Source organism: Streptosporangium sp. NPDC023825 (assembly GCF_040639575.1).
Classification (GTDB): Bacteria; Actinomycetota; Actinomycetes; order Streptosporangiales; family Streptosporangiaceae; genus Streptosporangium.
On sequence record NZ_JBFAAE010000065.1, the window covers coordinates 24,846 to 47,926 of the forward strand.

The 23,081-nt window shown below is 68.9% G+C and carries 21 protein-coding genes and 1 tRNA gene; 7 read left to right on the plus strand and 15 right to left on the minus strand.

Translation table 11 applies throughout. From position 1 onward, the window contains the following. Nucleotides 1-51: 51 nt before the first annotated feature. Nucleotides 52-3,369, plus strand: a complete 3,318-nt coding sequence (locus AB0G15_RS36230) for a S8 family serine peptidase (RefSeq protein ID WP_362848968.1) — start codon at nucleotides 52-54, stop codon at nucleotides 3,367-3,369. Between the two features lie 274 nt (nucleotides 3,370-3,643). On the opposite strand, the gene AB0G15_RS36235 is transcribed toward AB0G15_RS36230, so the two are convergent. Further along, a complete protein-coding gene (locus tag AB0G15_RS36235) occupies nucleotides 3,644-4,195 on the minus strand; it encodes a transcriptional regulator (RefSeq protein WP_362848970.1) in 552 nt (183 codons plus the stop codon). Nucleotides 4,196-4,287: 92 nt separating this feature from the next. Here AB0G15_RS36235 and AB0G15_RS36240 point away from each other — a divergent pair, with 92 nt between their 5' ends. Next, a complete protein-coding gene (locus tag AB0G15_RS36240; RefSeq protein ID WP_362848973.1) occupies nucleotides 4,288-6,012 on the plus strand; it encodes a pyruvate, phosphate dikinase in 1,725 nt (574 codons plus the stop codon). A gap of 149 nt (nucleotides 6,013-6,161) precedes the next feature. On the opposite strand, the gene AB0G15_RS36245 is transcribed toward AB0G15_RS36240, so the two are convergent. The 3 genes from AB0G15_RS36245 to AB0G15_RS36255 form a co-directional block, all read right to left on the minus strand. Beyond that, nucleotides 6,162-6,833, minus strand: a complete 672-nt coding sequence (locus tag AB0G15_RS36245) for a hemerythrin domain-containing protein (RefSeq protein ID WP_362848975.1) — start codon at nucleotides 6,831-6,833, stop codon at nucleotides 6,162-6,164. A 1,815-nt stretch (nucleotides 6,834-8,648) separates the two neighbouring features. Next, entirely contained in the window at nucleotides 8,649-9,071 is a 423-nt protein-coding gene (locus AB0G15_RS36250; RefSeq protein WP_362848978.1) for a hypothetical protein, read from the minus strand. 404 nt (nucleotides 9,072-9,475) lie between these two features. Beyond that, complete coding sequence (locus AB0G15_RS36255) at nucleotides 9,476-10,750, minus strand: esterase-like activity of phytase family protein (protein WP_362848981.1); 1,275 nt, start codon at nucleotides 10,748-10,750, stop codon at nucleotides 9,476-9,478. A gap of 171 nt (nucleotides 10,751-10,921) precedes the next feature. Between AB0G15_RS36255 and AB0G15_RS36260 the strand changes: the two genes are divergently transcribed. The 3 genes from AB0G15_RS36260 to AB0G15_RS36270 are packed head-to-tail and all read left to right on the plus strand — an operon-like array spanning nucleotide 10,922 to nucleotide 13,291. Then, nucleotides 10,922-11,398, plus strand: a complete 477-nt coding sequence (locus tag AB0G15_RS36260) for a SigE family RNA polymerase sigma factor (RefSeq protein ID WP_362848984.1) — start codon at nucleotides 10,922-10,924, stop codon at nucleotides 11,396-11,398. Further along, the gene (locus tag AB0G15_RS36265; protein ID WP_362848986.1) at nucleotides 11,398-12,816 is read left to right on the plus strand and encodes a hypothetical protein; all 1,419 of its coding nucleotides are present in this window, start codon (nucleotides 11,398-11,400) and stop codon (nucleotides 12,814-12,816) included. The genes AB0G15_RS36260 and AB0G15_RS36265 overlap by 1 nt, the downstream gene beginning before the upstream one ends. A 10-nt stretch (nucleotides 12,817-12,826) precedes the next feature. Next, nucleotides 12,827-13,291: a MaoC family dehydratase gene (locus AB0G15_RS36270; protein WP_362848989.1), complete on the plus strand. Its 465-nt coding sequence runs from the start codon at nucleotides 12,827-12,829 to the stop codon at nucleotides 13,289-13,291. Between the two features lie 112 nt (nucleotides 13,292-13,403). On the opposite strand, the gene AB0G15_RS36275 is transcribed toward AB0G15_RS36270, so the two are convergent. Continuing rightward, complete coding sequence (locus tag AB0G15_RS36275) at nucleotides 13,404-14,039, minus strand: response regulator transcription factor (RefSeq protein WP_362848991.1); 636 nt, start codon at nucleotides 14,037-14,039, stop codon at nucleotides 13,404-13,406. Between the two features lie 156 nt (nucleotides 14,040-14,195). After that, complete coding sequence (locus tag AB0G15_RS36280; RefSeq protein WP_362848994.1) at nucleotides 14,196-15,335, minus strand: histidine kinase; 1,140 nt, start codon at nucleotides 15,333-15,335, stop codon at nucleotides 14,196-14,198. A 210-nt stretch (nucleotides 15,336-15,545) separates the two neighbouring features. Between AB0G15_RS36280 and AB0G15_RS36285 the strand changes: the two genes are divergently transcribed. Further along, nucleotides 15,546-15,695, plus strand: coding sequence for a hypothetical protein (locus AB0G15_RS36285; protein ID WP_362848997.1), 150 nt, complete (start codon nucleotides 15,546-15,548; stop codon nucleotides 15,693-15,695). A gap of 296 nt (nucleotides 15,696-15,991) precedes the next feature. Beyond that, nucleotides 15,992-16,064 (plus strand) — tRNA-Arg (locus AB0G15_RS36290). Nucleotides 16,065-16,125: 61 nt separating this feature from the next. On the opposite strand, the gene AB0G15_RS36295 is transcribed toward AB0G15_RS36290, so the two are convergent. The 9 genes from AB0G15_RS36295 to AB0G15_RS36335 all read right to left on the minus strand — a co-directional run bounded on the left by AB0G15_RS36295 (nucleotide 16,126) and on the right by AB0G15_RS36335 (nucleotide 22,649). After that, on the minus strand, nucleotides 16,126-17,337 hold the full coding sequence (locus tag AB0G15_RS36295; protein ID WP_362849000.1) for a tyrosine-type recombinase/integrase: 1,212 nt from the start codon (nucleotides 17,335-17,337) through the stop codon (nucleotides 16,126-16,128). Beyond that, nucleotides 17,334-17,528, minus strand: a complete 195-nt coding sequence (locus AB0G15_RS36300) for a helix-turn-helix domain-containing protein (protein ID WP_362849003.1) — start codon at nucleotides 17,526-17,528, stop codon at nucleotides 17,334-17,336. The genes AB0G15_RS36295 and AB0G15_RS36300 overlap by 4 nt, the downstream gene beginning before the upstream one ends. Beyond that, nucleotides 17,525-19,189 carry a replication initiator gene (locus AB0G15_RS36305; RefSeq protein WP_362849006.1) on the minus strand — a complete coding sequence of 555 codons (1,665 nt, stop codon included), beginning with the start codon at nucleotides 19,187-19,189 and terminating at the stop codon, nucleotides 17,525-17,527. Before AB0G15_RS36305 ends, AB0G15_RS36300 begins: the two co-directional genes overlap by 4 nt. Then, the gene (locus AB0G15_RS36310; RefSeq protein ID WP_362849009.1) at nucleotides 19,186-19,338 is read right to left on the minus strand and encodes a hypothetical protein; all 153 of its coding nucleotides are present in this window, start codon (nucleotides 19,336-19,338) and stop codon (nucleotides 19,186-19,188) included. The genes AB0G15_RS36305 and AB0G15_RS36310 overlap by 4 nt, the downstream gene beginning before the upstream one ends. After that, on the minus strand, nucleotides 19,331-19,534 hold the full coding sequence (locus tag AB0G15_RS36315) for a hypothetical protein (protein WP_362849012.1): 204 nt from the start codon (nucleotides 19,532-19,534) through the stop codon (nucleotides 19,331-19,333). The genes AB0G15_RS36310 and AB0G15_RS36315 overlap by 8 nt, the downstream gene beginning before the upstream one ends. Beyond that, complete coding sequence (locus AB0G15_RS36320; RefSeq protein WP_362849015.1) at nucleotides 19,531-20,943, minus strand: FtsK/SpoIIIE domain-containing protein; 1,413 nt, start codon at nucleotides 20,941-20,943, stop codon at nucleotides 19,531-19,533. The genes AB0G15_RS36315 and AB0G15_RS36320 overlap by 4 nt, the downstream gene beginning before the upstream one ends. Before the next feature lie 84 nt (nucleotides 20,944-21,027). Further along, nucleotides 21,028-21,357, minus strand: a complete 330-nt coding sequence (locus AB0G15_RS36325) for a hypothetical protein (protein WP_362849017.1) — start codon at nucleotides 21,355-21,357, stop codon at nucleotides 21,028-21,030. Further along, entirely contained in the window at nucleotides 21,354-21,788 is a 435-nt protein-coding gene (locus AB0G15_RS36330; RefSeq protein ID WP_362849020.1) for a plasmid replication, integration and excision activator, read from the minus strand. The genes AB0G15_RS36325 and AB0G15_RS36330 overlap by 4 nt, the downstream gene beginning before the upstream one ends. Before the next feature lie 126 nt (nucleotides 21,789-21,914). Beyond that, entirely contained in the window at nucleotides 21,915-22,649 is a 735-nt protein-coding gene (locus AB0G15_RS36335; RefSeq protein WP_362849023.1) for a GntR family transcriptional regulator, read from the minus strand. Nucleotides 22,650-23,081 lie beyond the last annotated feature (432 nt).

The following is a 23,081-nucleotide window of genomic DNA, read 5'->3' on the forward strand; positions in this document are numbered from 1 at the left end:
CATACCGTTAGAAATCGGGATGTGCTTCAGAGAACCGTCCTTATCGGCAGTGTGGTAACGGCCCTGGTAGCGGTCGCCACGCCGGTCCAGGCGACCCCCACCCCCGCCCCCACCCCCCAGGCCTCGACCTCTTCTCCCCAGGCCGGACAGGCCGCCGCGAAGGCCGGACCGCCCAAGACGATCACTCTCATCACCGGGGACAAGGTCACGCTCCGCGTGCTCCCGGGCAAGCAGACCCAGCTCGACGTCGAGCCGGGCACCGGCAGAGAGAAGATCAAATTCGTCCATCGCCGGGCCAAGGAAGGGCTCAGCATCGTCCCCGTGGACGCGATGCCCCTGCTGGCCGAAGGCAGGCTGGACCCCCGGCTGTTCAACGTCACCCGGCTCGCCGAACTCGGCTACGACGACGCCGCCAGCCCGGCGCTCCCGCTGATCGTGACCTACTCCGGCCAGGCCGACGCCGCCACGCTGCGCGCCGCGGGCGGGCGCCCGCTGCCCGCGATCAACGGCATCGCCAGGAGCGAGTCCCGCGCCGCCGCCGGCACGCTCTGGAAGTCCCTGTCCGGGCAGGCCAGAACGGCGGCCGCGCCCGAGAAGATCTGGCTGGACGGCAAGGCCAAGCTGTCCCTCGACGTCAGCGTCCCGCACATCGGCGCCCCCAAGGCATGGGAGGCCGGACACACCGGCAAGGACGTCACCGTCGCGGTGCTCGACAGCGGCTACGACCCCGATCACCCCGACCTGAAGGGGCTGGTCACCAAGACGCAGAACTTCACCGTCGAGCCCGACGTCCGCGACCTCAACGGCCACGGCACGCACGTCGCCGCCACGATCGCCGGATCCGGCGCCGCCTCCGGCGGCAAACGCAAGGGCGTCGCCCCCGGCGCGAAGCTGCTGATCGGCAAGGTCTGCGAGCAGAGCGGAAACTGCCCGGACTCGGGCATCATCGAGGCCATGACCTGGGCTGCGGAGAACGGCGCCCGCGTCGCCAACCTCAGCCTCGGCGGCCCCGACATCCCCGGCATCGACCCGCTGGAGCAGGCCGTCAACACCCTGTCGGAGCGGTACGGCACGCTGTTCGTCATCGCGTCGGGCAACGACGGCCCCCAGGCGCTCGGCTCGCCGAGCAGCGCCGACCACGCGCTGTCGGTCGGCGCCTCCTACCGCGACGCCGACACGGTCGCCCAGTTCAGCAGCACCGGCCCGCGCCCCGGCGACGCCGCGGTCAAGCCCGACCTGATCGCGCCCGGCGTGGGCATCGTCGCGGCCAGGGCCGCGGGCACCTCGAACGGCTTCCCGGTGGACGACCTCCACACGGAGATGAGCGGCACGTCCATGGCCACCCCGCACGTGGCGGGAGCGGCGGCGATCGTCGCCGGACTGCACCCCGACTGGAAGGCCGGCCAGATCAAGGCGGCGCTGATGGCCTCCACCGCGCCCGGCGAGGAGCTCGGCGCCTACGTCCAGGGCTCCGGCCGCGTGGACGTCGCCCGCGCCGTCGCCCAGCGGGTCACGGCCGAGCCCGCCTCGCTGAGCCTGGGAGAAGTCGAGCTGCCCGTCTCCGGGCCCAAGAAGAGCACGCTCACCTACCGCAACGACGGCGACGCCGCCGTACGGCTGGACCTGAGCGTGAAGGCCAAGGACGGCCGCGGTGAGACGATGACGCCGTTCAAGCTCGGCGCCACCACGGTGGAGGTGCCCGCGCACGGCACCGCGCAGGTCGAGGTGACCGCCGAGCCGGGCGCGATCGGCATGTACAGTGGCACGGTCATCGCCACCGGCGGCGAGGTCTCCGTGCGTACCGGCATCGGCATGCGGGTCGAGCCGGAGAAGCGCGGCCTCAAGCTGGCCTTCACCGGCTCGGACGGGCAGCCCGTGCAGAACTCCTTCGCCGGGGTGATCGACCTCGACACCAAGGAGCAGGTCAACTACGACATCTCCGGCGGCACGCTGGACCTCAGGCTGCTGAAGGGACACCGCTACACGATCGTCTCCCTCATGCTCGACCACGACGGCACCCTGGTGATGTCCGCGGAGCCGGAGTTCACCCTCGACGCCGACCGCACCGTCACCGCCGACGCGCGCAAGGCCAAGCCGGTGGACGTGCGCACCGAGGAACCGACCGCGCGCCTGGCCATCGGCATGCTCGGCATGATCCAGCTCGCCGACGGCGTCCAGCCGATGGGCGTGGACGTCGAGCTGGCGGACATGTGGGGCGCGGACCGGATCGAGGGCATCAAGGCCATCCCCACGACCCGTACGGCGAGCAAGAAGTTCGCCTACTACCGCTGGACGCAGTGGGCCAAGCCGAAGGGCGACGGCACCTACAACGACAGCCCCTACTTCTACCACCTGATGAAGGCCGAGCCGCGCATCCCCGCCGACCCCGGTTACCGCCCGCGCGGACGCGACCTCGCCAAGGTCACCTCCACGTACGCCACCCAGCAGGACGCCAAGTTCGGCGAGCACTTCGCCCTGCCCGTGCTGTACGGGACGGAGCTGGCCTGGATGCCGTACGGCAGCCTGTCCCACTTCCCGCTCCCGTTCCAGCGGACCGAGTACTACACGCCCGGCGACACCGGCTGGTACCCCTCCTTCATCCAGTACAAGGCACTGGACATCGTGGAGAACATCGACCAGTTCTTCTTCGGCGAGACCACCGTCTACCGCGCCGGCCAGAAGACCTCCGACCGCTGGAACGCCGGCGTCTTCGCGGCCGGGCTCATGCCCGGCGGGGACTACTCCTGGCGCGAGGAGAACACGCTGCAGTTCGCCGGCGGGCTGTTCGAGGACAGCGTGCCCGGGCGCCTCTCCTACGGCGAGTACACCGCCCCGCAGGCCAAGCTCTATCGCGACGGCAAGGAGATCTTCACCGACACCTACCTGCCCGGCAGCATCGAGGTGCCCGCCGACGGGAAGGAGAGCGAGTACCGGCTCACCAAGACAGCCGACCGCGATCCCGCCATGACCAAGTTCTCCACGCGGGTCAGCGCCGAGTGGCGGTTCAGGTCCAAGACCCCCGAGCCGGGACAGCGGCCGACGCTTCCGCTGATGGTCGTCAGGATGAGCCCGGAGCTGGACGACCGCAACCGCGCCGACACGGGCCACATGCGCATCCCGCTGCGGGTCCAGCGCCAGGCGGGCTCGCCCGACCTGAGGGTGAGCACGCTCTCCGCGGAGATCTCCTACGATGACGGCCGCACCTGGTGGCCCACGCTGGTGCATCCGACCGGCAAGGGCACCTGGTCCGCCGAGACCTGGCATCCGGTCAGCGCGCGCGGCAAGTTCGCCTCGCTGCGCGTCAAGGCCGCCGACGTCGGCGGCAACGCCTTCACCGAGACCGTCGTCAGGGCCTACGGAATCAAGTAAGCCCCGGAATCAGGTAAGTCCCGGAATCGAGTAAGCCCCGGGAACCCCGCCGCGCCTTCCGGACGCGGCGGGGTTCCCGCTGTCGGACAGGTCGGGTTCTCATCGCCGGACGGCTGGAGGACGATCGCCGGGACCTGAACAGGACCATCGGGACCCGGCCGAGATCGTCAGGGCCTGAACAGGACCGCCGGGACCTGTGGCCGAGACCGTCAGGGCCTGAACAGGACCGCCGGGACCTGACCCGGAAGGAGACCACTGGACGGGCCGGGACGGTTCAGTGTCGCGGGATGCCCAGGGTGACGAGCAGGTCCTCGTGAAGCTGGAACCACACGCTGTGGTAGGACTCGAGGTCGTCCGACACGTGGTCCAGCGCGCCGGACCTGGCGCGCGTGAGCGCGGTGGTGAGACGGGTCCGATACCGCTGGAACCGGAGCATCGCCGCGAACAGGTCCGCGCAGGCGTCGTCGACACGCTGGTCGAGGTCCGCGAACCGGTCCAGGAGCCGTGAGTCGTAGGCGGGGTCGGCGTGGTCGTTCGGTACCGCGACACCGTCGACGGATCGCATCTGCCACGCCGTGCAGAGATCGAGCAGCTCCGGGTTGAGCACGAGAAAGCCGTCGTACGCCTTGGCCACCGTCGCCCGGGTGCCCGCCGCGTCCAGCTCGGCGGAGATCCGTTCGGCGTCCGCGGCGAGACCGGCCTCGGTGAGCCCCCACCCGCCGAAGTCACCCGAAGCATGCGTGACGAGGCCGGCCACCGCGAGATCGATCAGCTCGGATTCGACGTCGGGCTCCGGGAGCCCCGCCGCCCCGGCTACGCGGGCCAAACCTGCGAACCCGATGCAGCGGAGAGTATGCAGCGTCAACAGGTCGACACTGGTCACATGGGGTGGGTTCGGCACGTCGATATGCTACATCGATGGTGTGGATTCACCCGCTTTCTGCCGAGGTCAAGGAGACCGCGAGCGTCCTCGGCGGCAAAGGGTACGGCCTTGTCGTGTTGCGACGTCTCGGCGTGCCCGTGCCCCCCGGATTCGTCATCGGCACCGCGGCGTGTCGCGCCTTTCTGCGTGACGGGGAGCTTCCCGGCGACCTCGGCGCCGAGCTGGCGGCCGCCGTCTCCGGTCTCGAAGCCGCCACGCGACGGCGCCTCGGCGGGCCCGACCGGCCACTGGCGGTGTCGGTCCGTTCGGGCGGCAGCGTGTCGATGCCCGGCATGATGAACACGATCCTCAACCTTGGTCTCACCGCCGAGGCCACGGCAGGGCTGGCGGCCGAGACCGGTGATCCGCGGTTCGCGCTCGACTCGCGCCTGCGCTTCCTGTCCAGTTACGCCGCGGCGGTCTTCGGTACGGAACCGGAACGTCTGGAAGCCGCCGCGCGTGAGGCGGCCGAGCGCGGCGCCGGGAACGAGGCCGGGAACGAGGCCGGGAACGAGGCCGGGAACGAGGCCGGGAACGAGGCCGGGAACGAGGCCGGGAACGAGGCCGGGAACGAGGAGACACGCCTCGCCGACGCGATCCGGGGAGTCGAGGCCCTCATCCGCGAACGAGCCGGCGGGCCGGTGCCGGACGACGCGGCGAGGCAGCTGGAGCCGGCCGTCAGGGCCGTGTTCTCGTCCTGGGACACGCCGCGTGCCAAGACCTACCGCGAACTGCACGACATCCCGCACGAGCTCGGCACGGCCGTCGTCGTGCAGGCCATGGTGTTCGGGAACCGCGACGACCACAGTGGCACCGGTGTCGCGTTCAGCCGCGACCCCAACACCGGCGAGAGCGTTCCGTTCGGTGAGGTCCTGTTCGGTCGCCAGGGCGAGGACGTCGTCTCCGGGAGGTCGGCGACCCGGCCACTGACCGAGCTGGCCGAACGGGAGCCGGCGGTGTGGGCCGGTCTCCTGGAAGCCATGAGCCGGATCGAGGAGCACTACCGCGACACCTGCTACCTGGAGTTCACCTTCGAGGCGGGTGAGCTGTGGGTCCTGCAGGTGCGACCAGGAAACCTCGTCGGACGCGCCGCCGTCCGCGTCGCGGTGGAGCTGGCCGAGGAGGGCGTCATCAGCCGCAGCGAAGCACTGCTCCGGGTCTCTCCGCACCATCTTCGCCACGCTCGCACGCCCCGGATCGAGGCGACCGACGCGAGTGACATCCTCACCCGGGGACTGGGCGCCTGCCCCGGGGTCGCGGTCGGCAGGGTGGCGACCACCGCCGACAAGGCGGCGCGGATGACCGCCGACGGCCCGGTCATCCTGGTGCGCCCGCACACCTCCCCGCTCGACATGCACGGCCTGGCCGCCGCCGTGGGGGTCGTCACCGCCCGCGGCGGGCCGGCCAGCCACGCCGCCGTCGTCGCGAGAGCGATGGGCAAACCCGCCGTCGTGGGAGCCGCGGACCTCACGGTCGACGTCGCCGCCGCCTGCGTGCGAGCCGGGGGGCGCACCGTCCCGGAAGGCACGCTCATCACCATCGACGGGACCGGAGGAGAGGTCCTCGTCGGCAGCCACCGCGTCGTCACGGCCATGACCGACTCCCACCTGCACCGCCTGCTCGAATGGGCCGATGAGGTCTTGGGCGAGGTCTCGGGCGACAATTCGGACCGCGACGAGACGGAACGTCTCAGGTCGGCCCGCGCGGCCCTGCGGGCCTGAAACGACCCGGGCCTGAAACGACTCGGGCCTGAAACCAGCCGTGCAACCACGCGGGCCTGACGGATGCCCTGACGCGCACCCGGTTCCGGAGCGAGGCGCGTTCCTCACTCCGGCCGGGGGCTCATCGAGAGTGGTCCCGCCGCTCGGGCTCACGCCGCCAGCGGCCCCCGGAGACGCGACACCTGCTTGGCGTACTGGCGGCGGCCGACGGTTCTCCACAGCAGCCGGGCGACGGCCGGCAACTTGCCGAGGAAGAACCCGCGCTCTTCCCGGGTGGCCTCCTCCAGGATCGCGCCCATCGAGAGCAGCAGCTTCTTCTTGGGGATCTGCTCCACCGCACGGGCGCCGACGGCCTCCCACTCCGCGACCGACATGTGCTCGGCGACGAGCGCCAGCACGTACCGCTCCTCGTCGTTCAGATGCTCGACCAGGGCGGCGCGGTGTTCCTCCATCGCGATCGCGAGTTTCTCACCGGCTCCCTTCGAGGCGGTGAGCCGCCACTCGGGCAGCAGCTCGGCGATCCGGGCCAGGGTCTCGGCGATCCGGTCGTGCTGGTCCTCCATCCGTATCACCATGTCCGTCTCCAGACGGACCCGCGACAGCAGCAGCGGCCACACCAGCTCGTCCTCGGCGCTGTGGTGGTGGTGCAGACCCTCGGCGTAGTCGAGGTAGTGCTCGGCGATCTCGGCCGCGCGCGCCGTGCCGCCTTCGGGCACCGCCCGGACGAACCTCGGCATCAAACCGGACTCTCGCCGGAAGACGCGGTGGACTACCACCATCTCGTGGGTGTACGGGCGATCTGTGGCATTCATCGCAAGCATCTTTCGTCCTGTACCAGGGGCAGCGGACCAAGTCTGCGAGAACCACCTTGGAACCGACTTGCCGTGCTCTTGGAAGGGGCGACGTGCTCTTGGAAAGGGCGACGCGTGGCTGCCGGGCCGTGGACGCGCGCCGGCACGGCCACCGCGTGATCTTCGGTTTTCATCCCGGATGGATCACATCGTGGCCGTGCCGGCCGGTTACGGCCGAGCCCTCATCGGGCTTGGTGACGGTGCGGTTCGGTGCCGTACTGATTCCGCGAGGTCGTGCCCGTATCGGAGCGTCTCGCGTCCTGTCCCGTGAGGGTCACGGAAGCGCGCCGCTTCGCCACGAGCTACACGCACCCGATGCCTCCTGACGCGTGGAGAACGCGGATGGTGCTGACAGGAGCGGGGACGCACAGAGGCCCGGGAAGGGCGACGGGAAAGACGGGAAAGCTGACAGGAGCGACCGCGCACGTGGATTGGAAAACGACCAGGGGACTGGCCGTCGCACAACCTGTGGGACTGGGCGAATCAACGAGTATCGCCGGTCCCGGAGGGCCTGCCGGTCCTGCCGGTCCTGCCGGTCCTGCGGGTCCTGCCGGTCCTGCCGGTCCTGCCGGTCCGGCCAGTCCGTCCGCTCCCGCGGGCCCTGCCGGTCCTGCTGGTCCTGCTGGTCCTGGCGGTCCTGGCGGGCCCGCGGGTCCTGCCGGTCCTGCCGGTCCCACCGGTCCTGCCGGTCCCACCGGTCCTGCTGGTCCTGCGGGTCCGGGGTCGGACCTGACGGGATTGCCGGTGGGAATGGCGGACGGCCTGGCAGGCGTGCGGATGGGAACAGGGATGGCGATCACTGCGTCATCGTCATCGTCCTCCCTCTCCCGTTCCCTGTCCCGGTCTCGGTCCCGGTCGTCCTTGCCACACCCGTCCCCGCCGCGGCCGCCGGGGCAGTCACAGTTACGGGCGCCCTTGGGGCATCGGCAGGGCCGGCACGGACGAAGAAGGGGCTTCTCACCAGGGTGCGCGGAATGTTGAGAACGGGCTTTGCCGTCGGCGCCCCCGGTGTCGCTGTAGGGGGCGAGATCGAGAAGGTTCGTCCCCCCGGTGGCGTTCGCCGGCGCCTGATTCGACGACATCATGAGGATGCTGGCCATCGCTGCGACGGCCAAAGCGCCGGCGCGCTTACCGGAAAGGGCTGGCGCCCATCTGCTACTACGAGGAAGCACGTTATTTCCCCATATCGTTGCTAATTCCGAAAACGTTCGGATCTGTCATGCGGTCACGGAAGTGACGACGGACAGGAGATACCCGAGGCTTATGCGGATAACGCGGCGCCATAGTTCAGGAAGAGCAAATAAACAGTGTTGTGAAGGAAAACCTGCACCTCATCTACGATTTAGTCGTATTTGCAATGATTATTCGTCCATGGTGTTCAATGGATGATTTCAGCTGGCCGGGGAGGGGGCCGAGGGGACGGAAGTCGGGTCGCAGGGAGGGGGCGAGGCGATGTGTGCCGTACCGATGTATAGCGGTGCGTACCGGTACGGCACACGCGTTCCTTTCGCGACTCGGCGGCGCCCGATCCGGTGCCGTACCGGGCACCCGCCGGTCTCCGTCATGCCGTACCGGTCACCCGCCGGTCTCCGTCATGCCGTGCCGGTCACCCGCCGGATCTCGGCGCCCCGTTTTCGTCTCGGTGGCGTGCGGGGTCCGGCGCCTGGCTCTCCCGGTCTCGCTCTCTCGACCCCGCTCTCGCGCCTCGTCCTCTCGCGCCTCGTCCTCTCGCGCCTCGTCCTCTCGCGCCTTGTCACGGCCGGTACGGGCGGTCGCCCGTCGGGCTCACTTCTCGCGAACGATGATCTCCGGGAACGACGGGTCTTCCTGGAGTTCCCGCATCATCCGCTCGGAACGGGAAAGGCGCTCGCGTCCGGCGGGTGCCGCGTTGTCGCCTCTGCGTCCGCGGTAGCGGTCGTAGGGACGATCCTGGTGGCGCTGCGACCTGCCCCGCCACCTGTCGGAGGGCCTCGTCTCGTGCCCGCGGTGGCGGCGGGAGGGGTCGGGGCGGCCGGAGAACCGGTCGCCGGGAGTGCTGTCGGCATTCAGCTGTGAGATCGAGCCGAGCACCCGGGCCTGCCCGATGGTGGCGCCGGCCGGTACCTGGTTCGACGTCATGAGGATGCCGGCGACTGCCGCGATGGCGAGGACGCCCACCTGCCTGCGGGAGTTCGCCCCCGGTGTCCGTCCGCTCTTTCGAGGAAGCACGTTATTTCCCCATCTCATTTCTGGTTCCGAAAACATCTGATATCCCTCACTGCCTCATAAGTGGCAGCAGCTAGGAGATACCCCCCGGACCGTGAGATAGCGTATTGAAACGGTTGGGGCAGAGCAAATAAATGGCGCCGTGAAGACTAATGAGATCTTATCTATTGCTATTTATGCTTTTGTCGTAATTGTTCATGTGGTGAGGGGAAAAAGAACGTCCGGAATGTTCACCGGGCCGGATCACGCCAGGAGCGTGACGGCTCAGCGCCGGACCCCTCGGGAAGAGCCGGACCCCTCAGGAAGAGTCGGCCCTTTCGGAAAGAGCCGGACCCCTCGAAGGGACGAGCCCTCCCTCCCGGGAGGGAGGAAGGGCTCGCGGAGCGGGGAGGAAGGGTGCGCGGGCGTTACCGATAGACGCGGATGTCGGCCTGGAGCGGGCGCGACAGGCGCACGGTGATGAACTCGTTGTTGTCGGGCTTGCCCGGGGTACGGCCGGCGGAGGACGGGAAGTTGTTGTCGTCCAGCACGCCCAGGGTCCGGTCGTCGAGGATCACGACGTCCTCGATGGTCTGGAACGGGAAGCGGAAGGTCTCCCCGAACCCGCCCAGGCCGCGCGGGTTGGCCAGGTCGAGCAGGTCGGCGACGAGGGTCTTGCGCAGGTCCGCGTGGCGGGTGTCCACCATGTAGATGCGCTTGGTCCTGGCCGCGTCCCCCTGGAGGTTGTCACGCTCGATGACAAGGAACCGGTGCCGGTCAACCGCGATCATGTCGCCGATCGCGTTGTCGGGGCTCTCCAGCCTGTAGGTCCAGCGCTTGCCGGTGTAGGCCCGCCTGCGCAGGTCGAACTCGTTCATCCGCAGCGTCCCGGCTGCGTCGCCGGTCACGGTGCCTTCGAGCAGCGGGTACAGCCTGCGGCCGTCGACCGAGCGCGCCATGCCCTCGAAGCCCTTGCTCCGTCCCAGGTTCGGCTGCTCGCCGTTGAGGGAGGGGTTCTCCGGGGCCTTCACGCCGGGCAGCGGCACCGGAGCCTCGAGCAGCCTGCCCGAGGAGGAGAAGTGCAGCAGGAACGGGCCGAACTCGTCCCCGATCCAGTAGGTGCCGTCGAGGGTCCGCACGATCGACTCCACGTCGAAGTCGGCGCCGGTCAGCTTCCGGTCCGGCCGGGTCAGCGGCCAGGTGACGCGCCTGTCGGGGTCGCTCAGGTTGAACCCGCCCAGCACCGACACCTTCTCGTGACGGAAGTCGGGCTTCACCTGGTGCACCCGCAGCAGGAAGTCGGCGCTGTTGTCCTTGGCGCCGAAGCCGTTGTCGGACAGCACGTCGAAGGTGCCGTCGTGCCGCCGCACGATGCCGCTGAAACCCTGCACCGGCTGCCCGGCGAACGGCGGGGTCACCCCGTTGACGGGGGCCGTGCCGAGTTGGGATCCCGAGGGCTCGCTGCCGGGGACGAAGGTCAGCGCGGGCAGGGACGCGAACCCGGTGAGCGTGGCACGCCCGAATCCGGAGTGACCGGAACCGGAGTGATCGGAACCCGACTGCTGTGAATCCGCCTGCAGGGTACCGGTGCCGTCGGAGGCGGGAAGGCCGGGGCCGGGCTGCCCGGGGTCGGCCACCGCCGGTGCGGACACCGCCAGTGCCAGCACGGCCGCGCCGATGGTGATCGTCATGCGTCGTCTCATGGCGGCACGCTAGGGAACCCGCGTGAACGGCCGGTGTTGCGTCGCGGGCCGTACAGCGAAAACAAGATGCGGACCGTACGAAAAGCTGGCAGAAGCCAGCCGTAAAGGGGAACGCCGGGGACATGTGAAAAGGGATGCAACAGAACGTGCCCCTGAAGCGTCCCTGGATGCGTGGAGTTCACCGATTTCGTTGCCGCACGGGGCAGGGCGCTGTACCGGTACGGCTACGTACTCACCGGGAACGCCGAGGACGCGGCCGACCTGACACAGGAGGCCCTCATGCGTCTGGGGGACGCATGGCCGAGAGTGAGGAGAAGGGAGGATCCGGAAGGGTACGTCCGTACGACGATGGCCCGCCTGCACATCAGTGTCTGGCGGCGGCTGCACAGGGAACGGCTGGTCGCGACGGTGCCCGAGGCCGCCTACACCGAGGAGCGTCTCGGAGACGACGTCGGCCTGTGGAACGAGCTGAAGCGCCTGCCGCCCAAACAGCGGGCGGTACTGGTCCTGCGCTACTACGAGGACCTCTCCGACCAGGAGATCGCCGATCTCCTGGGTGTCTCACGGGGCACGGTGCGCAGCCAGGCGGCCCGCGCGCTGGACAAGCTCAGGATCAGGGCGGCCGCTCTTGAGGGGGAGCGAGTGTGATGAGCCACAGGGACGAGGAGGCGCTGATCCGTACGTTGGCCGGCGCGGCGCGGTCCGCGCCCGAGCCGGTCGAGGACCTGGTGGTGGCGATCGGAAGGCAGCGCAGGCGACGCAGGCGCGTGCGCGCGCAGTCGGTGCTCGCGGTCGCCGGGATGATCGCGGTGGTCGGTGGCATGGCGGTGGTCAGGGACACCCTCCCCAACAGGGGCGGAGAGGGTGTGAGCATGACCCAGGCGGCGCCGCCGGTCGACGCGAGCGAGAACACCGAGCAGCCGGTCCAGAGCGGAGCGGGAGGACCGGCGAACCGGGGGGCGACCGCGCCGATCGATGTCCGGCCCGTCGCGGAGGTCTGGCCCATGGCGGTCTCCACGATCCCCGTCCGGGCCGCGGACGGCTACAGGTACCGCCCGGTCACCGGGCTGAGCGCCACGAAACTGCTGCTCTCGGCCGAGTCGTCTTTCGAGAGATCGGGCCGCCTGGAGGTGTACGACACGGCCGACCGCAGCAGCACCGTGCTCACGACGATGCCCGACACGGGGGTGAAGGGTTACTTCGCGGGTAGGTTCGAGGTGGGCTCCGACTACATCGCCTGGTGGGGTGGAACGCCCAACGACCCCGACGAGTGGGCCGACTTCTGGGTCGTCCCCCGCTCCGGCGGCGTCGCGCGGCGGGTCGGCGAGGTCACCGGTGACCTCTCGAAGGTGACGCGGATCGCCGTCACCTCGGACTTCTTCCTGTGGTCGGTGAGCGGAGGGGGGATCTACCGCATGCCGTTGGGCGGCGGAAGCCCGGAAAGGCTCGGGAACACCGACGGACTCCACCTGCTGGCCTGGCCGCTGGCCGCCGACGTCGGGGAGAGGGAGGGCGAAGGCGGGGCGGGGAACCAGACCAGGACGGTCGACCTGGAGACCGGCCGGACCACCGAGGTGAGCGTCCCCGAAGGGGGGCGCGGTTTCCGATGCGGCCCCGTCTGGTGTTTCGGGCAGCAGGGGGACGCGATGGTGGTCCAGCGGCCGGACGGTTCGGACCGCAGGCTCCTGCCGGGGTTCAGCGCGGGAAGAGGGGTCGTCGACAGGTTCGGGGTGATGGGACCCCCCTTCAGCGAGAAGCGGGACGCGTACGTTCCCCTGCTGACGGTGTACGACGCGGTCACCGGTCTCGCCGCCGGGATATCGCAGATGTGGGAGGGAGGCGGGGGCTACGGGATGGGAATCTCCTCCTCGCCCAGCTCGATCCTCTACTGGGACGCTGACAAGAGGACCGTCGAGGACTGCGGGACGGCCGACGGCCGCGGCCGTCCCCGCCCGTCGGGCGCACCCGCCCCCACCGGGGAGGGCACGGTGTGCACGACAAGAGAAGTGGGCGGCGGCAAGGAGTTCACGGTGGTGAACCTTCTCGCCGTCCCCTCAACGAAATAAAGTTCGGGACATGAGAACTTTCGCCAACATCACCGAGCTCAAGGCCGCCGTCGGAGAACATCTCGGTCACACCGAGTGGCGCGAGATCACCCAGGAGCAGGTCAACCTGTTCGCCGACGCGACCGGCGACCACCAGTGGATACACGTGGACGTGGAACGGGCGAAGCAGGGGCCGTTCGGCGCCACCATCGCCCACGGCTACCTGAGCCTGTCGCTGCTGCCCTCCCTGATGTCGGAACTGTTCCAGGTGGGCGGCCTGGCCATGGGCATCAACTACGGGCTCAACAAGGTCCGATTCCCCGCGCCGGTCCCGGTCGGCGCGCGGATCCGCGCCGGAGCCGAGCTCGTCGACCTCAAGGGCACCCCCTCGGGCTACCTGGCGAACGTCCGCATGACCGTGGAGATCGAGGACGGGAGGAAACCGGCCTGCGTCGCGGAGACCCTCTCCCTGTACGTCCCGGCGGAGGGCTCCTGACCCGGGCTCTCCCGGATCACCTTTCCAGGGAGGGCTCCTGACCGGGTTTTCGCGGAAGGCTCCCGGCCAGGCCGCGTCCCCTCCCAACGGAGCGCCTGTGAATCAGGACGGATCACTTCTCGGCGGAGAGCTCCTGGGCCAGGATCGCGGCCTGAACGCGACTGCGAAGACCCAGCTTGTTCAGCAACCGGCTGACATGGGTCTTCGTTGTCGCCTCCGCCATGTCCAGCTCCGCGGAGATCTCCGCGTTCGACAGGCCCCGCCCGATGCAGGCCAGCACCTCGCGCTCGCGCGGGGTGAGACCGCCGACCTCGTACGACCTGCGCTCGGGCACCGACGCGCCGAAGGCGGAGATCAGCCGCCGGGTGACCGCGGGCGCGATGAGCCCCTCGCCTCTGGCCACCACCCGCACCGCGTCCACCAGGGCGTCGGCGTCGGTGTTCTTGAGCAGGAACCCGGCGGCTCCGGCCCGCAGCGCCCCGAAGACGTACTCGTCGAGGTCGAACGTGGTCAGGATCAGCACGTCGGTGATCCCGCTCAGCTCGCGTGTCGCGGAGATCCCGTCGAGCTTCGGCATCCGGATGTCCATCAGGACCACGTCGGGCCGGAGGTCGAGGGCCATCGCGACCGCCTGCTCCCCGTTGGCCGCCTGGCCGACGACCTCGACGTCCTCGTGGCCGTCGAGGATGAGGACGATCCCGGCGCGGACCGCCGCGTGGTCGTCGGCGACGAGAACTCGGATGGTCATGCGAACTCCCGGGCGGGCGGCCGGGTGGTAACGCGGCCCTCCGGCTGAGTGGTCGGGTCGTCATGTGATCTCCCGGCTGGGCGGCCGGGTGGTAACGCGACCCTCCGGCTGGGCGGTCGGGTCGTCATGTGATCTCCCGGCTGGGCGGTCGAGGCATCATGTGATCTCCCGGGTGGGCAGTTCGGCGCGGACGCGCCAGCCGTCGCCGTGCGGTCCGGCCTCGAAGACCCCGCCGACGAGGGCCGTACGCTCCCGCATACCGATGATCCCCGCACCCGCGCCGGGAAGCCCCCGCCCCGCGCCGTCGATCGGGTTGTCCACGGTCAACGTGACCAGTCCCGGCCGGTAGCCGATCACCACGTCGGCGGCCCTGCCGCCGTGCTTGAGCGCGTTGGTCAGCGACTCCTGGATGATCCGGTAACCGGCCAGGTCGACCGAGGCGGGCAGTTCCCCGGCCTCACCGTCCACGCGCATCCGGACGTCGAGACCCGCCTCCCGCGCCCGCTCGGCCAGCTCTCCGGCCTCGGCCAACCGCCGCCTGGTCGCCTCCGGCTCCTCGCCGTCCTGCCGGAGCAACCCGATCATGGCGCGCATCTCCCCCATGCCCTCGACGCTGTTCTCCCTGATGGACGCCAGCACCTCCCGTACGGCTCGCGCGTCCAGATCCCTGCGGGAGAGGACGGCGGTGGACTGGATGGCGATCGCGCTGAAGTGGTTGGCGATCATGTCGTGCAGCTCCCGCGCCATCCGGGTCCGCTCGGCCTGCACCGCCGCCGCCCGGTCCAGCTCCGCCAGCCGCGCCACCTGCTCGGCCCTCGCGCGCTCGGACAGCGCCTGATCCTGCAGTTGCCTCGTGAGCATGGCGGTGAAGACGGGGGTCACCCCGACCAGGCCGCCCTGGACGAGGAAGATGGCGGCGGCCGACCAGTGCTTGAAGAGGGCCCCCGCGATCACGCCCGCCACGACGGCGATCACCGAGGTGATGCCGAGCATCCACCGGCCCAGCGCCCGCGGACCGTACCTGACCCCCGCGTAGAGGTTGTCCGTGATGATCAGCACCGTGCCCAGGGACGGGCCCATGGCGAAGTCGCCGAGGAAGGCCACGACCCCCAGTCCCAGCGAGAGCAGCGGCCTGCTCCGCCGTACCGCGACCCCCGCGCACGCGATCGCCAGCGGCCCGGCGAACAGCGGGGCGGAGGCCCATCGGTGCTGGTAGGCGCCCGCGGCGAGCAGGAGGAGACCGCTGACGAAGCACGCCACGGCCCACAGCGCGTCGTCTCGTCTCACGCCTCCCATCTCATCACCCCGACGCGGCCCGTGGGTCCGGCGCAGGGCGGGTCCCCCGTACACACAAGGATGTATCCGGCTCATCGGCACCTCATCAGCGCCGACGATGCCCCGGGCGCGAGGGGTACCGCGGAACCTCCGGAGAAGAGCCGTTGACGCCGAAATCGGGACCGGGGTCACCGGCGATCCCAGTGCGTGTCCTCCGTCACACTCCCCGACATGCTCAACCTCCCCGACATGCCCAGCCCCCCCGACATGCCCAACGCCCTCGCCGGCGAGGTGCGCCTCTCGGCCGTCCGACGGCTCGCCGAGGCCGGAGGTGTGGTCTGTGGCCAGTTCAACGATGTCGACCCTCTCCCGCCACCTTGAAAGTCCTCCGCGAGGCCGGCCTCCTCCGCGTCACCCCGCAAGGCGCTCCGTGTCATCCCGGAAGGCGGCTTCCACCGCCACGAGCTCCGACTCGCCGAGATGGAGATCCGTTTCCCCGGCGTCCTCACCTCGATCCTCCAGGCCGCCTGACCCGCCCGCCGAGGTACGGCCCCTCCGGCCCCTTGCCGAATCCCCGTCCCCACCGAGGAACCCGGCGTCGACGCGCGGATCAGAGGGCGATCGTTTAACCGGTTCGAGGCATCGCCCAAAACCCGCTATGCTTGCTTACGCAGCGAGCGGCCGTAGCTCAATGGATAGAGCATCTGACTACGGATCAGAAGGTTGGGGTTTCGAGTACCTCCGGCCGCACACATGCAAGAAGGCCCCTGAACAGGCATTATGCCGTCAGGGGCCTTTTTCGTTGTGTTGTTCAGCCGGTCTCTTCGGTGTCGGTGGGAGCCAACCTGGGAGCCAAAGGCGCGGACCTGCCCAGCAGAGCCCCCGAGATCGCCGCCGACGCCGCCCGCTTGTCCCCCTCCATCAGATGCCCGTAGACATCCTTGGTGATCGCGATGCTGGCGTGACCGAGGACGTCGGAGACGACGTGCAGGGGCGTACCCTGGGCGAGCATGAGCGAGGCCCCGGAGTGCCGCAGCTCGTGCGGGTGCCAGTGACCGAGGCCGGCCTTCTGCGCCAGCTTCGAGAACAGGTGGGAGAAGGTGTCGGGGTCGGACGGATTGCCGAGCATCGAAGGGAAGATCAGCCCGTGCTCGGTCCATTCCTCCCCGGCCTGGAGACGTTCCGCGTTGTGCACGGCCCGATGCCGCTTGAGCGCGTCGACCAACTCGGGCGTCAGGCAGAGCGTACGGCGTGACTTCCTGGTCTTGAGTTCGGTGATCACGAGCTTGGTCTTGCGTTCCGCGCCGGGGGTGCGGTTCTTGATCCGTTTCACCGCGTGCGCCACACGCAGGGTCCTGGCCTCCGGGTCAAAGCCGCTCCACATCAGCCCGAGAGCCTCACCGCGGCGAAGGCCGAAGACGAGCGCCAGGAGGACGAGCGCCCCCATTCGATGCTCCGCGACCTCGTCGAGAAGCTTGTGTGACTGGTCGATCGTGAGCGTACGGCCCTCGTCGGTGTTGAGCCGGGGAGGCATCGACAGCGCCGCGACGTTCCGCGCCACCAGGCCCTCACGCTCAGCCTGCCCGAGTGCCTTGCGCAGGACGGCCCGCATGATCCGGACACTGTTGGGCTTGTACTTCGCCCGCTTGGCCTGCCACAGGGCATCGACGTGAGCGACGGTCAGCGCGGTGAGCTTGTGCCGCCCGAGCCCCGGCTTGAGGTGAAGTCGCACCGTGTCCTCGTAGTCGTCCAAGGTCGAATCGGCGATGTGACCGGGGAGCGTCGACAGCCAGCGGTCGAGGAAAGCACCGACGGTGATCTTGTCGTCGGGGACGGGCAGACCTTTGGCGATGCCCTCACGGATCTTCCGAATCTTCTCGACGACCTCGGGTCGTGTTTTGCCGGAGACCTTCTTGCGGAGACGTTCCCCGTTCGGTCCGTATCCGATGGAGATCGCCCCGCGCCACCGGTCGCCGTCCTTGTAGATCGAGTCCTCGTTGTGGCCACGCTTCTTGGTGCTCATGCTGCTTGCTCCTCTTCCAGATGCGCGACGAACTCGGCGAGCGCGGTCGGGGGAATCCTGCGAAGGGTGCCGACACGGACCGAGCGGAGAGCGCCCGACCGCATCAGCGCGTAGACCGTGGTCCGGCCGATGCTGAGAAGCTCCGCCGCCCTCTCCGGGCGAAGAAGCATGTGATTGAGGTCATCCGTCATGCCGCCTCCTTCGTTGCCGAACGGTCGGGTGCGAATTGGCCGGTGGCTTTCACCTGGAGAGCGAGCAGGCTTGCTCGCCAGCGCTGGCGTTCGGCGACCATGCGCAGCAGCCGCAGGGCCAGGGAGGGGATGTTGCCGTCGCCGGCCGGGACGGGTTTCCAGACGTAGCGGTGCGGGTCGACGGGCTCGTCGGCCAGGCCGAGGGCTTCCATGACCCAGGTGCGCCGGTCGCGTTTGTGCTCGGACAGGGTCTTGTTCGACCACTTACGTGAGACCAGGACGCGCCGTCCCGCGTAGCCGAGGTGTTCGGGCTTGTGTGCCTTGCTTCGGCACCGGCCCGGTGCCATGCCCGCTTTGGGACTCTTGGGCTGGACGCCGTAGCGCAGCCAGTTCGGGCAGGCCGGGGAGCAGGGTTCGTAACGGAGCGCCTCGACCATGCGGGCCGCGTGGTCACGTTGTGCCGGGTTGTCGGCATCGAGGGTGTCGCCGAGACTCTTGGTCAGGTACTTGCTCAGGTAGCGGATGCACTGGTCGGCATCCGGGGTGCCACCGAGGACACCCTGAACGTCGACCTGGTCACCGAAGCGGACCACGTGCAGCGGTTCGGCCTCCTCGTCGGCGTCGAGCCGATCGAGCGCTTCGCGCCAGGTGGGCAGCACTTCCCCGGTGACCGGATCGAGGTAGTCACCGTCCTGTCCGTCCAGGTAGGGGGTGCCGTCTTCCCGCGCGGGACGCTCGACCCACACCGGCAGGTGATCGCCCTCAAAGCGCACCTCGTCGACCGGGGGCCACCACACCTGGTGGTAGGTGGCCGCCGCGATCGCTTTAACCTCGGCGCGCGGCATGGTGCCGCGGATGGCCATGTGCAAGTGCGGTGCGAGTCGCTTCTGTGGTTCGACCGAGGAGAAGTACTGCAGGTCATAGCCCGCGACGCGGCGCAGGTTCTGCACGAAGCGGTCGACGAGCTTGGAGAAGTGCAGCGCGTCCCGGACCGCCCGCCGGTAGTCGTAGCCGTCCGGGTCGACGGGCACGCCGTTGCGCACCTTGCCGTAGGAGGGAAGGGTGAGCGTGACGAACAGCGACGGCCGGTAGACCATCCCGTCGGAGCTGGTGAACGTCCGTCCCAGGGTGGTGTTCTGCCGCACCTTCCTGGGCAGGTCGGGAGCGTCCTGGCGTCGCCGAGTCGAGCGGTTGCGCTTGGCGGTGGTACGGCCGAGCAGGGTGCCGCGCATCCCGGCCGCGGTGATCTCGGCATCCAGTCCGCTGAGGATCGCGTCCAGGTCGGAGGTGTCGTCGCCGGCCTTTTCCGCGGCGTCGCGCTGAGCCTGCATGTCCGCGCGGAACTCCACCAACCAGAGCTGTTCCTCGTTGGGCTCATCCGGGGTGATCGAGGGTTCGGCCTCCAGGTGCCAGCCTTCCCGGCACTGGGCCATCCGCAGGTAGCGGTTGCGCCGGGCGCACGACGAGCACTTGACGTCCATGGCGGCCCCGCAGGGGACGTTGACGTCCTCGGTGAGCCCGGTGCGCGTGTCCAGCCGACGCAGGACCACCGGCCGGATGCATACCCCGTTGTGCTTGGCGATTTCCACCGCCACATCCAGCGCGAGCGGCATCCTCTGACGCTCGGCGCGCGACAGGTTGCGGTCGTTGGGGTTGCTCACGCGTCCGCCTCCTGCTCGTAGTCGAGAAGTGCGCCTTGTCCGCACTCGTGGCACTCGACCAGGCCGCGGATCAGGTCCAGCCACAGCGTGTTGACCGCGTGGCAGGCCGCGCAGCGCAGGCCGTCGAGGATGTAGGCCAGCTCAGTCACGATCGCCCCTCTCCCGCACTTCGGACAGGTCGGCCACCAGCCGGAACATGGTCTGGTACGGGTCGGCGGTGACGCGCACGTTGAACAACTCGAAGGCCAGGACGGGCTGAGCGTGGCGCGGTCCCAGGGCGGCGAGGATGGGCCGCTCGCAGAGGCGGGTGATCTCCTCGTCGGTGCCGTAGAAGCTGACCCTCACGCGGTCACCTCCATGGCCATCGCGCGGATGTCGCTGTCGCAGACGTAGGCGGCACGGACCCGGATCGGGTCGGGTGAGGTCTCCAGCCGGACGTAACCGATACCGGCGCCCTGCTCGGGGATCGGGGAGATGTGATCGGCCAGTGCCCCGCGGTCCCGTGCGCCGTCGCCGAGGACCATGTCGACCTGTTCGGACTCATCCAGGCGGAGCGCGATCTTGTCGGGGAACAGGTTGCGGATGTTCATAACCTCCTTGCGCGGGTCCTGGAGCGCGGCCATCACACCGAAGCCGACCGCGCGGCCCTGCGTGGTGAGCGTCGCCAGAGCAGCGGAGATACGGAGCTTGAGACCCTTGTCGGACTGGTAGGCGGTCAGGAACGCCACCTCGTCGACCACCACCAGGACGAACGGGTCATCGACCGTGGGGGTGTGGGAGCGCTGGAGTCCGGCGTAGCGGTCGGCCCGCTCTTGCATGATCTTCACAGCAGCTTCCAGGAGATCGGCGCAGTCGGCCGGGCTTGCGGCGTAGCGGTCGCCGAACAGGTCGCGCCCGTAGGACAGTTCCATCCGTTTGGGATCCAGCGCCCACACCTGTGCCAGGCCCGCACGGGTGGCGGGCAGCAGGCCGCGGATCGCCGACCAGATGACCGAGCCCTTGCCAGCCCCGGTGGCTCCGGCGACCAGGACATGAGTGCCGTGGACCTTCAGGAGCCAGGGCTTGCCGTCTTCACACTTGCCGACCTCCACCGGCCCCACCGATGCCTCAGCCGGGACCGGTACGGCCGGGAGCGGTGTGGCGAGGGGATCGCGGCGGGGGAAGACGAGCAGCAGCCGGCCCGAGCGCGCGATGGAGACCCGGCAGGAGCGAGCGCCGAACCCGTGGGCGAGGTGCTCGGTGCGGTCGGCCCAGTCCTTGACCGCCTGACCGGTGAGCATCCGCACCGTGACCACGTCGGCCCACGAGGTGCAGGTGACGCGGACGACGCGAGGCAGGTAGTCCCGGCCGCGTAAGTGACGACCGAGCCCAGAGATGATCATCACCGGTTGCCAGTGGCGCCGGTAGACCCACACCAGCCGCCACCAGGCCAGCAGTCGCCAGCCCATCCAGCGGTTGAACGAGGCCCGATCGAAGAACGGCCATGGCGCCAGCAGCGAGAGCGGAACGGCGACGACGACCAGGGCGAGGCGCCAGCCGTACAGGACGCCGAGCACCGCGGGAACGGCGAGCACAGTTACGGCGATCGGGTGACGCCAGACGAGTCGGACGATTCCGGCCAGCAGACGCCACAGGAAGATCGTGATGGTGAGGATGGCCGGGGTGCGGAGGACGGCCGGGCGGAACACCACGGCGGTGTCGGGGGTCGTGGTGACGAGGGTACGAGCCTCGTCGCCAGGCAGTTTTTTGAACATTAGGCTTGAGCCCTCTCTTGATTTGCGTCTGGGGAGAACCGAGGGGCCGCCGGAAGTTGCACCTTCCAGCGGCCCCGCTTCGTGTCAGGCCGCCTTGCCCTGCTCGGACTCGTCGACGACCTGATGGGGGTTGGTGGACTGTTCGGTGTGCAGGCGCTCGCAGTCGGCCAGGTAGCGCGCGGCGACGTCGGCGATCTGCCGGGCGAGCATCACATCCCGTTCGGTGACCGGTCCGCCGCCGGTGGTGGAGACGATCACCTGTGCCTCACGGGAGGACAGGTGCAGGAACGGCCGCCCGCCGTCGGCGACCAGCGCCATGACCGACAGGTGCGGGGTGCGAAACGAGGTGTCGAGCCGGGTGCCGTCTTCGTCGAGGGTCACCACGGCGCGGGTGTAGGGCAGGTGCTCTCTCATGCGGCCACGTCCTTACCGGCCGTCGAAGCCGAAGCCTTGGCCGGAGTCGCCGTGGTGCGGGGAGGGCGCATCGCGGTGGCTCGGATGGACCAGGCCAGGCGTCCGGTGTTCTGGTTGACGTAGGCGGTGGCGGTCATGCCGTCGAACTCCACCGGCACGAACGGCAGGCCCGGCAGCGCAGCGGGAACGGTCGGCTGGATCGGAGAGAGGATCTTGACCGAGACCGTCTTCTGGCCGGCTTTCACGGTCGGGTCGGCGTCCATGACGGCGACCTGCCACACCAGTTCTCCGGTGTTCTTGTCCTTGGCGTAGACGGTGCGGCCCTTGGACGAGGCGTCGAAGTCCTTGACCTGCTCGACCTCGCCGACGATGAAGCAGCCGTGCGGGAAGACCTGCTCGAAGTGGACGGGGATGGGCCCTTGGATAGCCATGATGCGTTCTCCTATCGTGACAGGTGGAATATAAACTTCAACCTGACCTATCAGGTTGCTTCATAAAGGTAGGTCCATCAACCTGTCATGTCAAGTTCGAATTCAGAGATGATCGGCCAGGCTAGATCAGGTCAGGGGGTAGGCATCACGTAGTTCGTGGCGATCTCCTGGAAGGACCGCGTCGACGAGCTGGAGCGCCCTACCGTCGGCGTCGTGCCCGGTCACCACAAGATTCAGCACCGGCGCGCCGCTGGACATTTTCAGGGCTTGCGCCTCATCCGCCGTCGCTGCTCGTGAGAGCGTGCGTTCGACGGCGTAGTCCAACCGGAGCCTCTTGCGGCCGTACAGGTGACGTCGGATTCCCTCGTCCATGGGTTCGGGCGAGGTCAGCTTGGTTCCGGAGACCAGATCGATGGGGAACCACGCTGAGATCAGCTCTATGGGGCCGTCCTCGTCGCTGAGAACGTACTGTCGCAGGAACGCCTTGGACCCGGCGGGCAGGTCAAGCAGGCTGGTGACCCGAGTGGGAGCGACGATGATCCCGGCTTGCAGCAACTCAGCGGAGGATTCCGACTCGGCGAGATCCAGAAGTCGCTGACCGGGGTGCGCGCGTTCCATGCTCAGTGTGGGCACCTTCCCGCGCACGAACGAACCGCGCCCGGTCTGGGACTCGATCAAGCCTTCTTGGCGAAGTAGTCGCAACGCCTCGATCACCGTGGGTCGTGACACGTCGAACTCGGCGACGAGTCGGCTCTGTGAAGGCAGCATCATCCCCGGCGGATAGGTTCCGTCTGCGATGCGCGATCTCAAGGCGTTCAGTACGCGTTCGTACTTGAGGCCGTCCTCGCGTGGAGCTGCCATTACAACCGCCTTACCAGCTTTAACATGTCCTATCAGGTTGAGCGTAGCATCAGCCCAATGATCTTCCACCCCCTGTGGACATGGAAGGCCCGGCAAGCTTGGGTGTGGTAGCCCTTCAGGGCTGGCTTGCCGGGCCAAGGCGCAACAGAGAGGGACACACCTGCGTGTCGACGACACACCAGCAGGGATCAACCTCGTCGTCGCGCCCGCTTCGGTGGAACGCCGGCGGCAGGACTGAAACTCTCGTCCTGCAAACTGACGGCCCACCACTGATCTTCAATTCGCTTCTCGGAGGCCAGGTGACTGGCCAGTTCCTCCAAGGTCTGTCCACAACGCACGTAGGAAAGACCACGCTCAAGGCTCTCTCTGGAGAGGTCATGTCGACGCACTGCGTACCACCCGCCCCCGAGGGACGCCGCGATCCTCCATCGC

Bases quoted from the DNA above. Each gene is read 5' to 3' on its own strand.
- AB0G15_RS36240 (WP_362848973.1), top strand. From the start codon at position 4,288: ATGGTGTGGATTCACCCGCTTTCTGCCGAGGTCAAGGAGACCGCGAGC.
- AB0G15_RS36245 (WP_362848975.1), bottom strand. From the start codon at position 6,833: ATGCTTGCGATGAATGCCACAGATCGCCCGTACACCCACGAGATGGTG.
- AB0G15_RS36255 (WP_362848981.1), bottom strand. From the start codon at position 10,750: ATGAGACGACGCATGACGATCACCATCGGCGCGGCCGTGCTGGCACTG.
- AB0G15_RS36265 (WP_362848986.1), top strand. From the start codon at position 11,398: ATGAGCCACAGGGACGAGGAGGCGCTGATCCGTACGTTGGCCGGCGCG.
- AB0G15_RS36270 (WP_362848989.1), top strand. From the start codon at position 12,827: ATGAGAACTTTCGCCAACATCACCGAGCTCAAGGCCGCCGTCGGAGAA.
- AB0G15_RS36275 (WP_362848991.1), bottom strand. From the start codon at position 14,039: ATGACCATCCGAGTTCTCGTCGCCGACGACCACGCGGCGGTCCGCGCC.
- AB0G15_RS36280 (WP_362848994.1), bottom strand. From the start codon at position 15,335: ATGGGAGGCGTGAGACGAGACGACGCGCTGTGGGCCGTGGCGTGCTTC.
- AB0G15_RS36285 (WP_362848997.1), top strand. From the start codon at position 15,546: ATGCTCAACCTCCCCGACATGCCCAGCCCCCCCGACATGCCCAACGCC.
- AB0G15_RS36295 (WP_362849000.1), bottom strand. From the start codon at position 17,337: ATGAGCACCAAGAAGCGTGGCCACAACGAGGACTCGATCTACAAGGAC.
- AB0G15_RS36300 (WP_362849003.1), bottom strand. From the start codon at position 17,528: ATGACGGATGACCTCAATCACATGCTTCTTCGCCCGGAGAGGGCGGCG.
- AB0G15_RS36320 (WP_362849015.1), bottom strand. From the start codon at position 20,943: ATGTTCAAAAAACTGCCTGGCGACGAGGCTCGTACCCTCGTCACCACG.
- AB0G15_RS36325 (WP_362849017.1), bottom strand. From the start codon at position 21,357: ATGAGAGAGCACCTGCCCTACACCCGCGCCGTGGTGACCCTCGACGAA.
- AB0G15_RS36330 (WP_362849020.1), bottom strand. From the start codon at position 21,788: ATGGCTATCCAAGGGCCCATCCCCGTCCACTTCGAGCAGGTCTTCCCG.
- AB0G15_RS36335 (WP_362849023.1), bottom strand. From the start codon at position 22,649: ATGGCAGCTCCACGCGAGGACGGCCTCAAGTACGAACGCGTACTGAAC.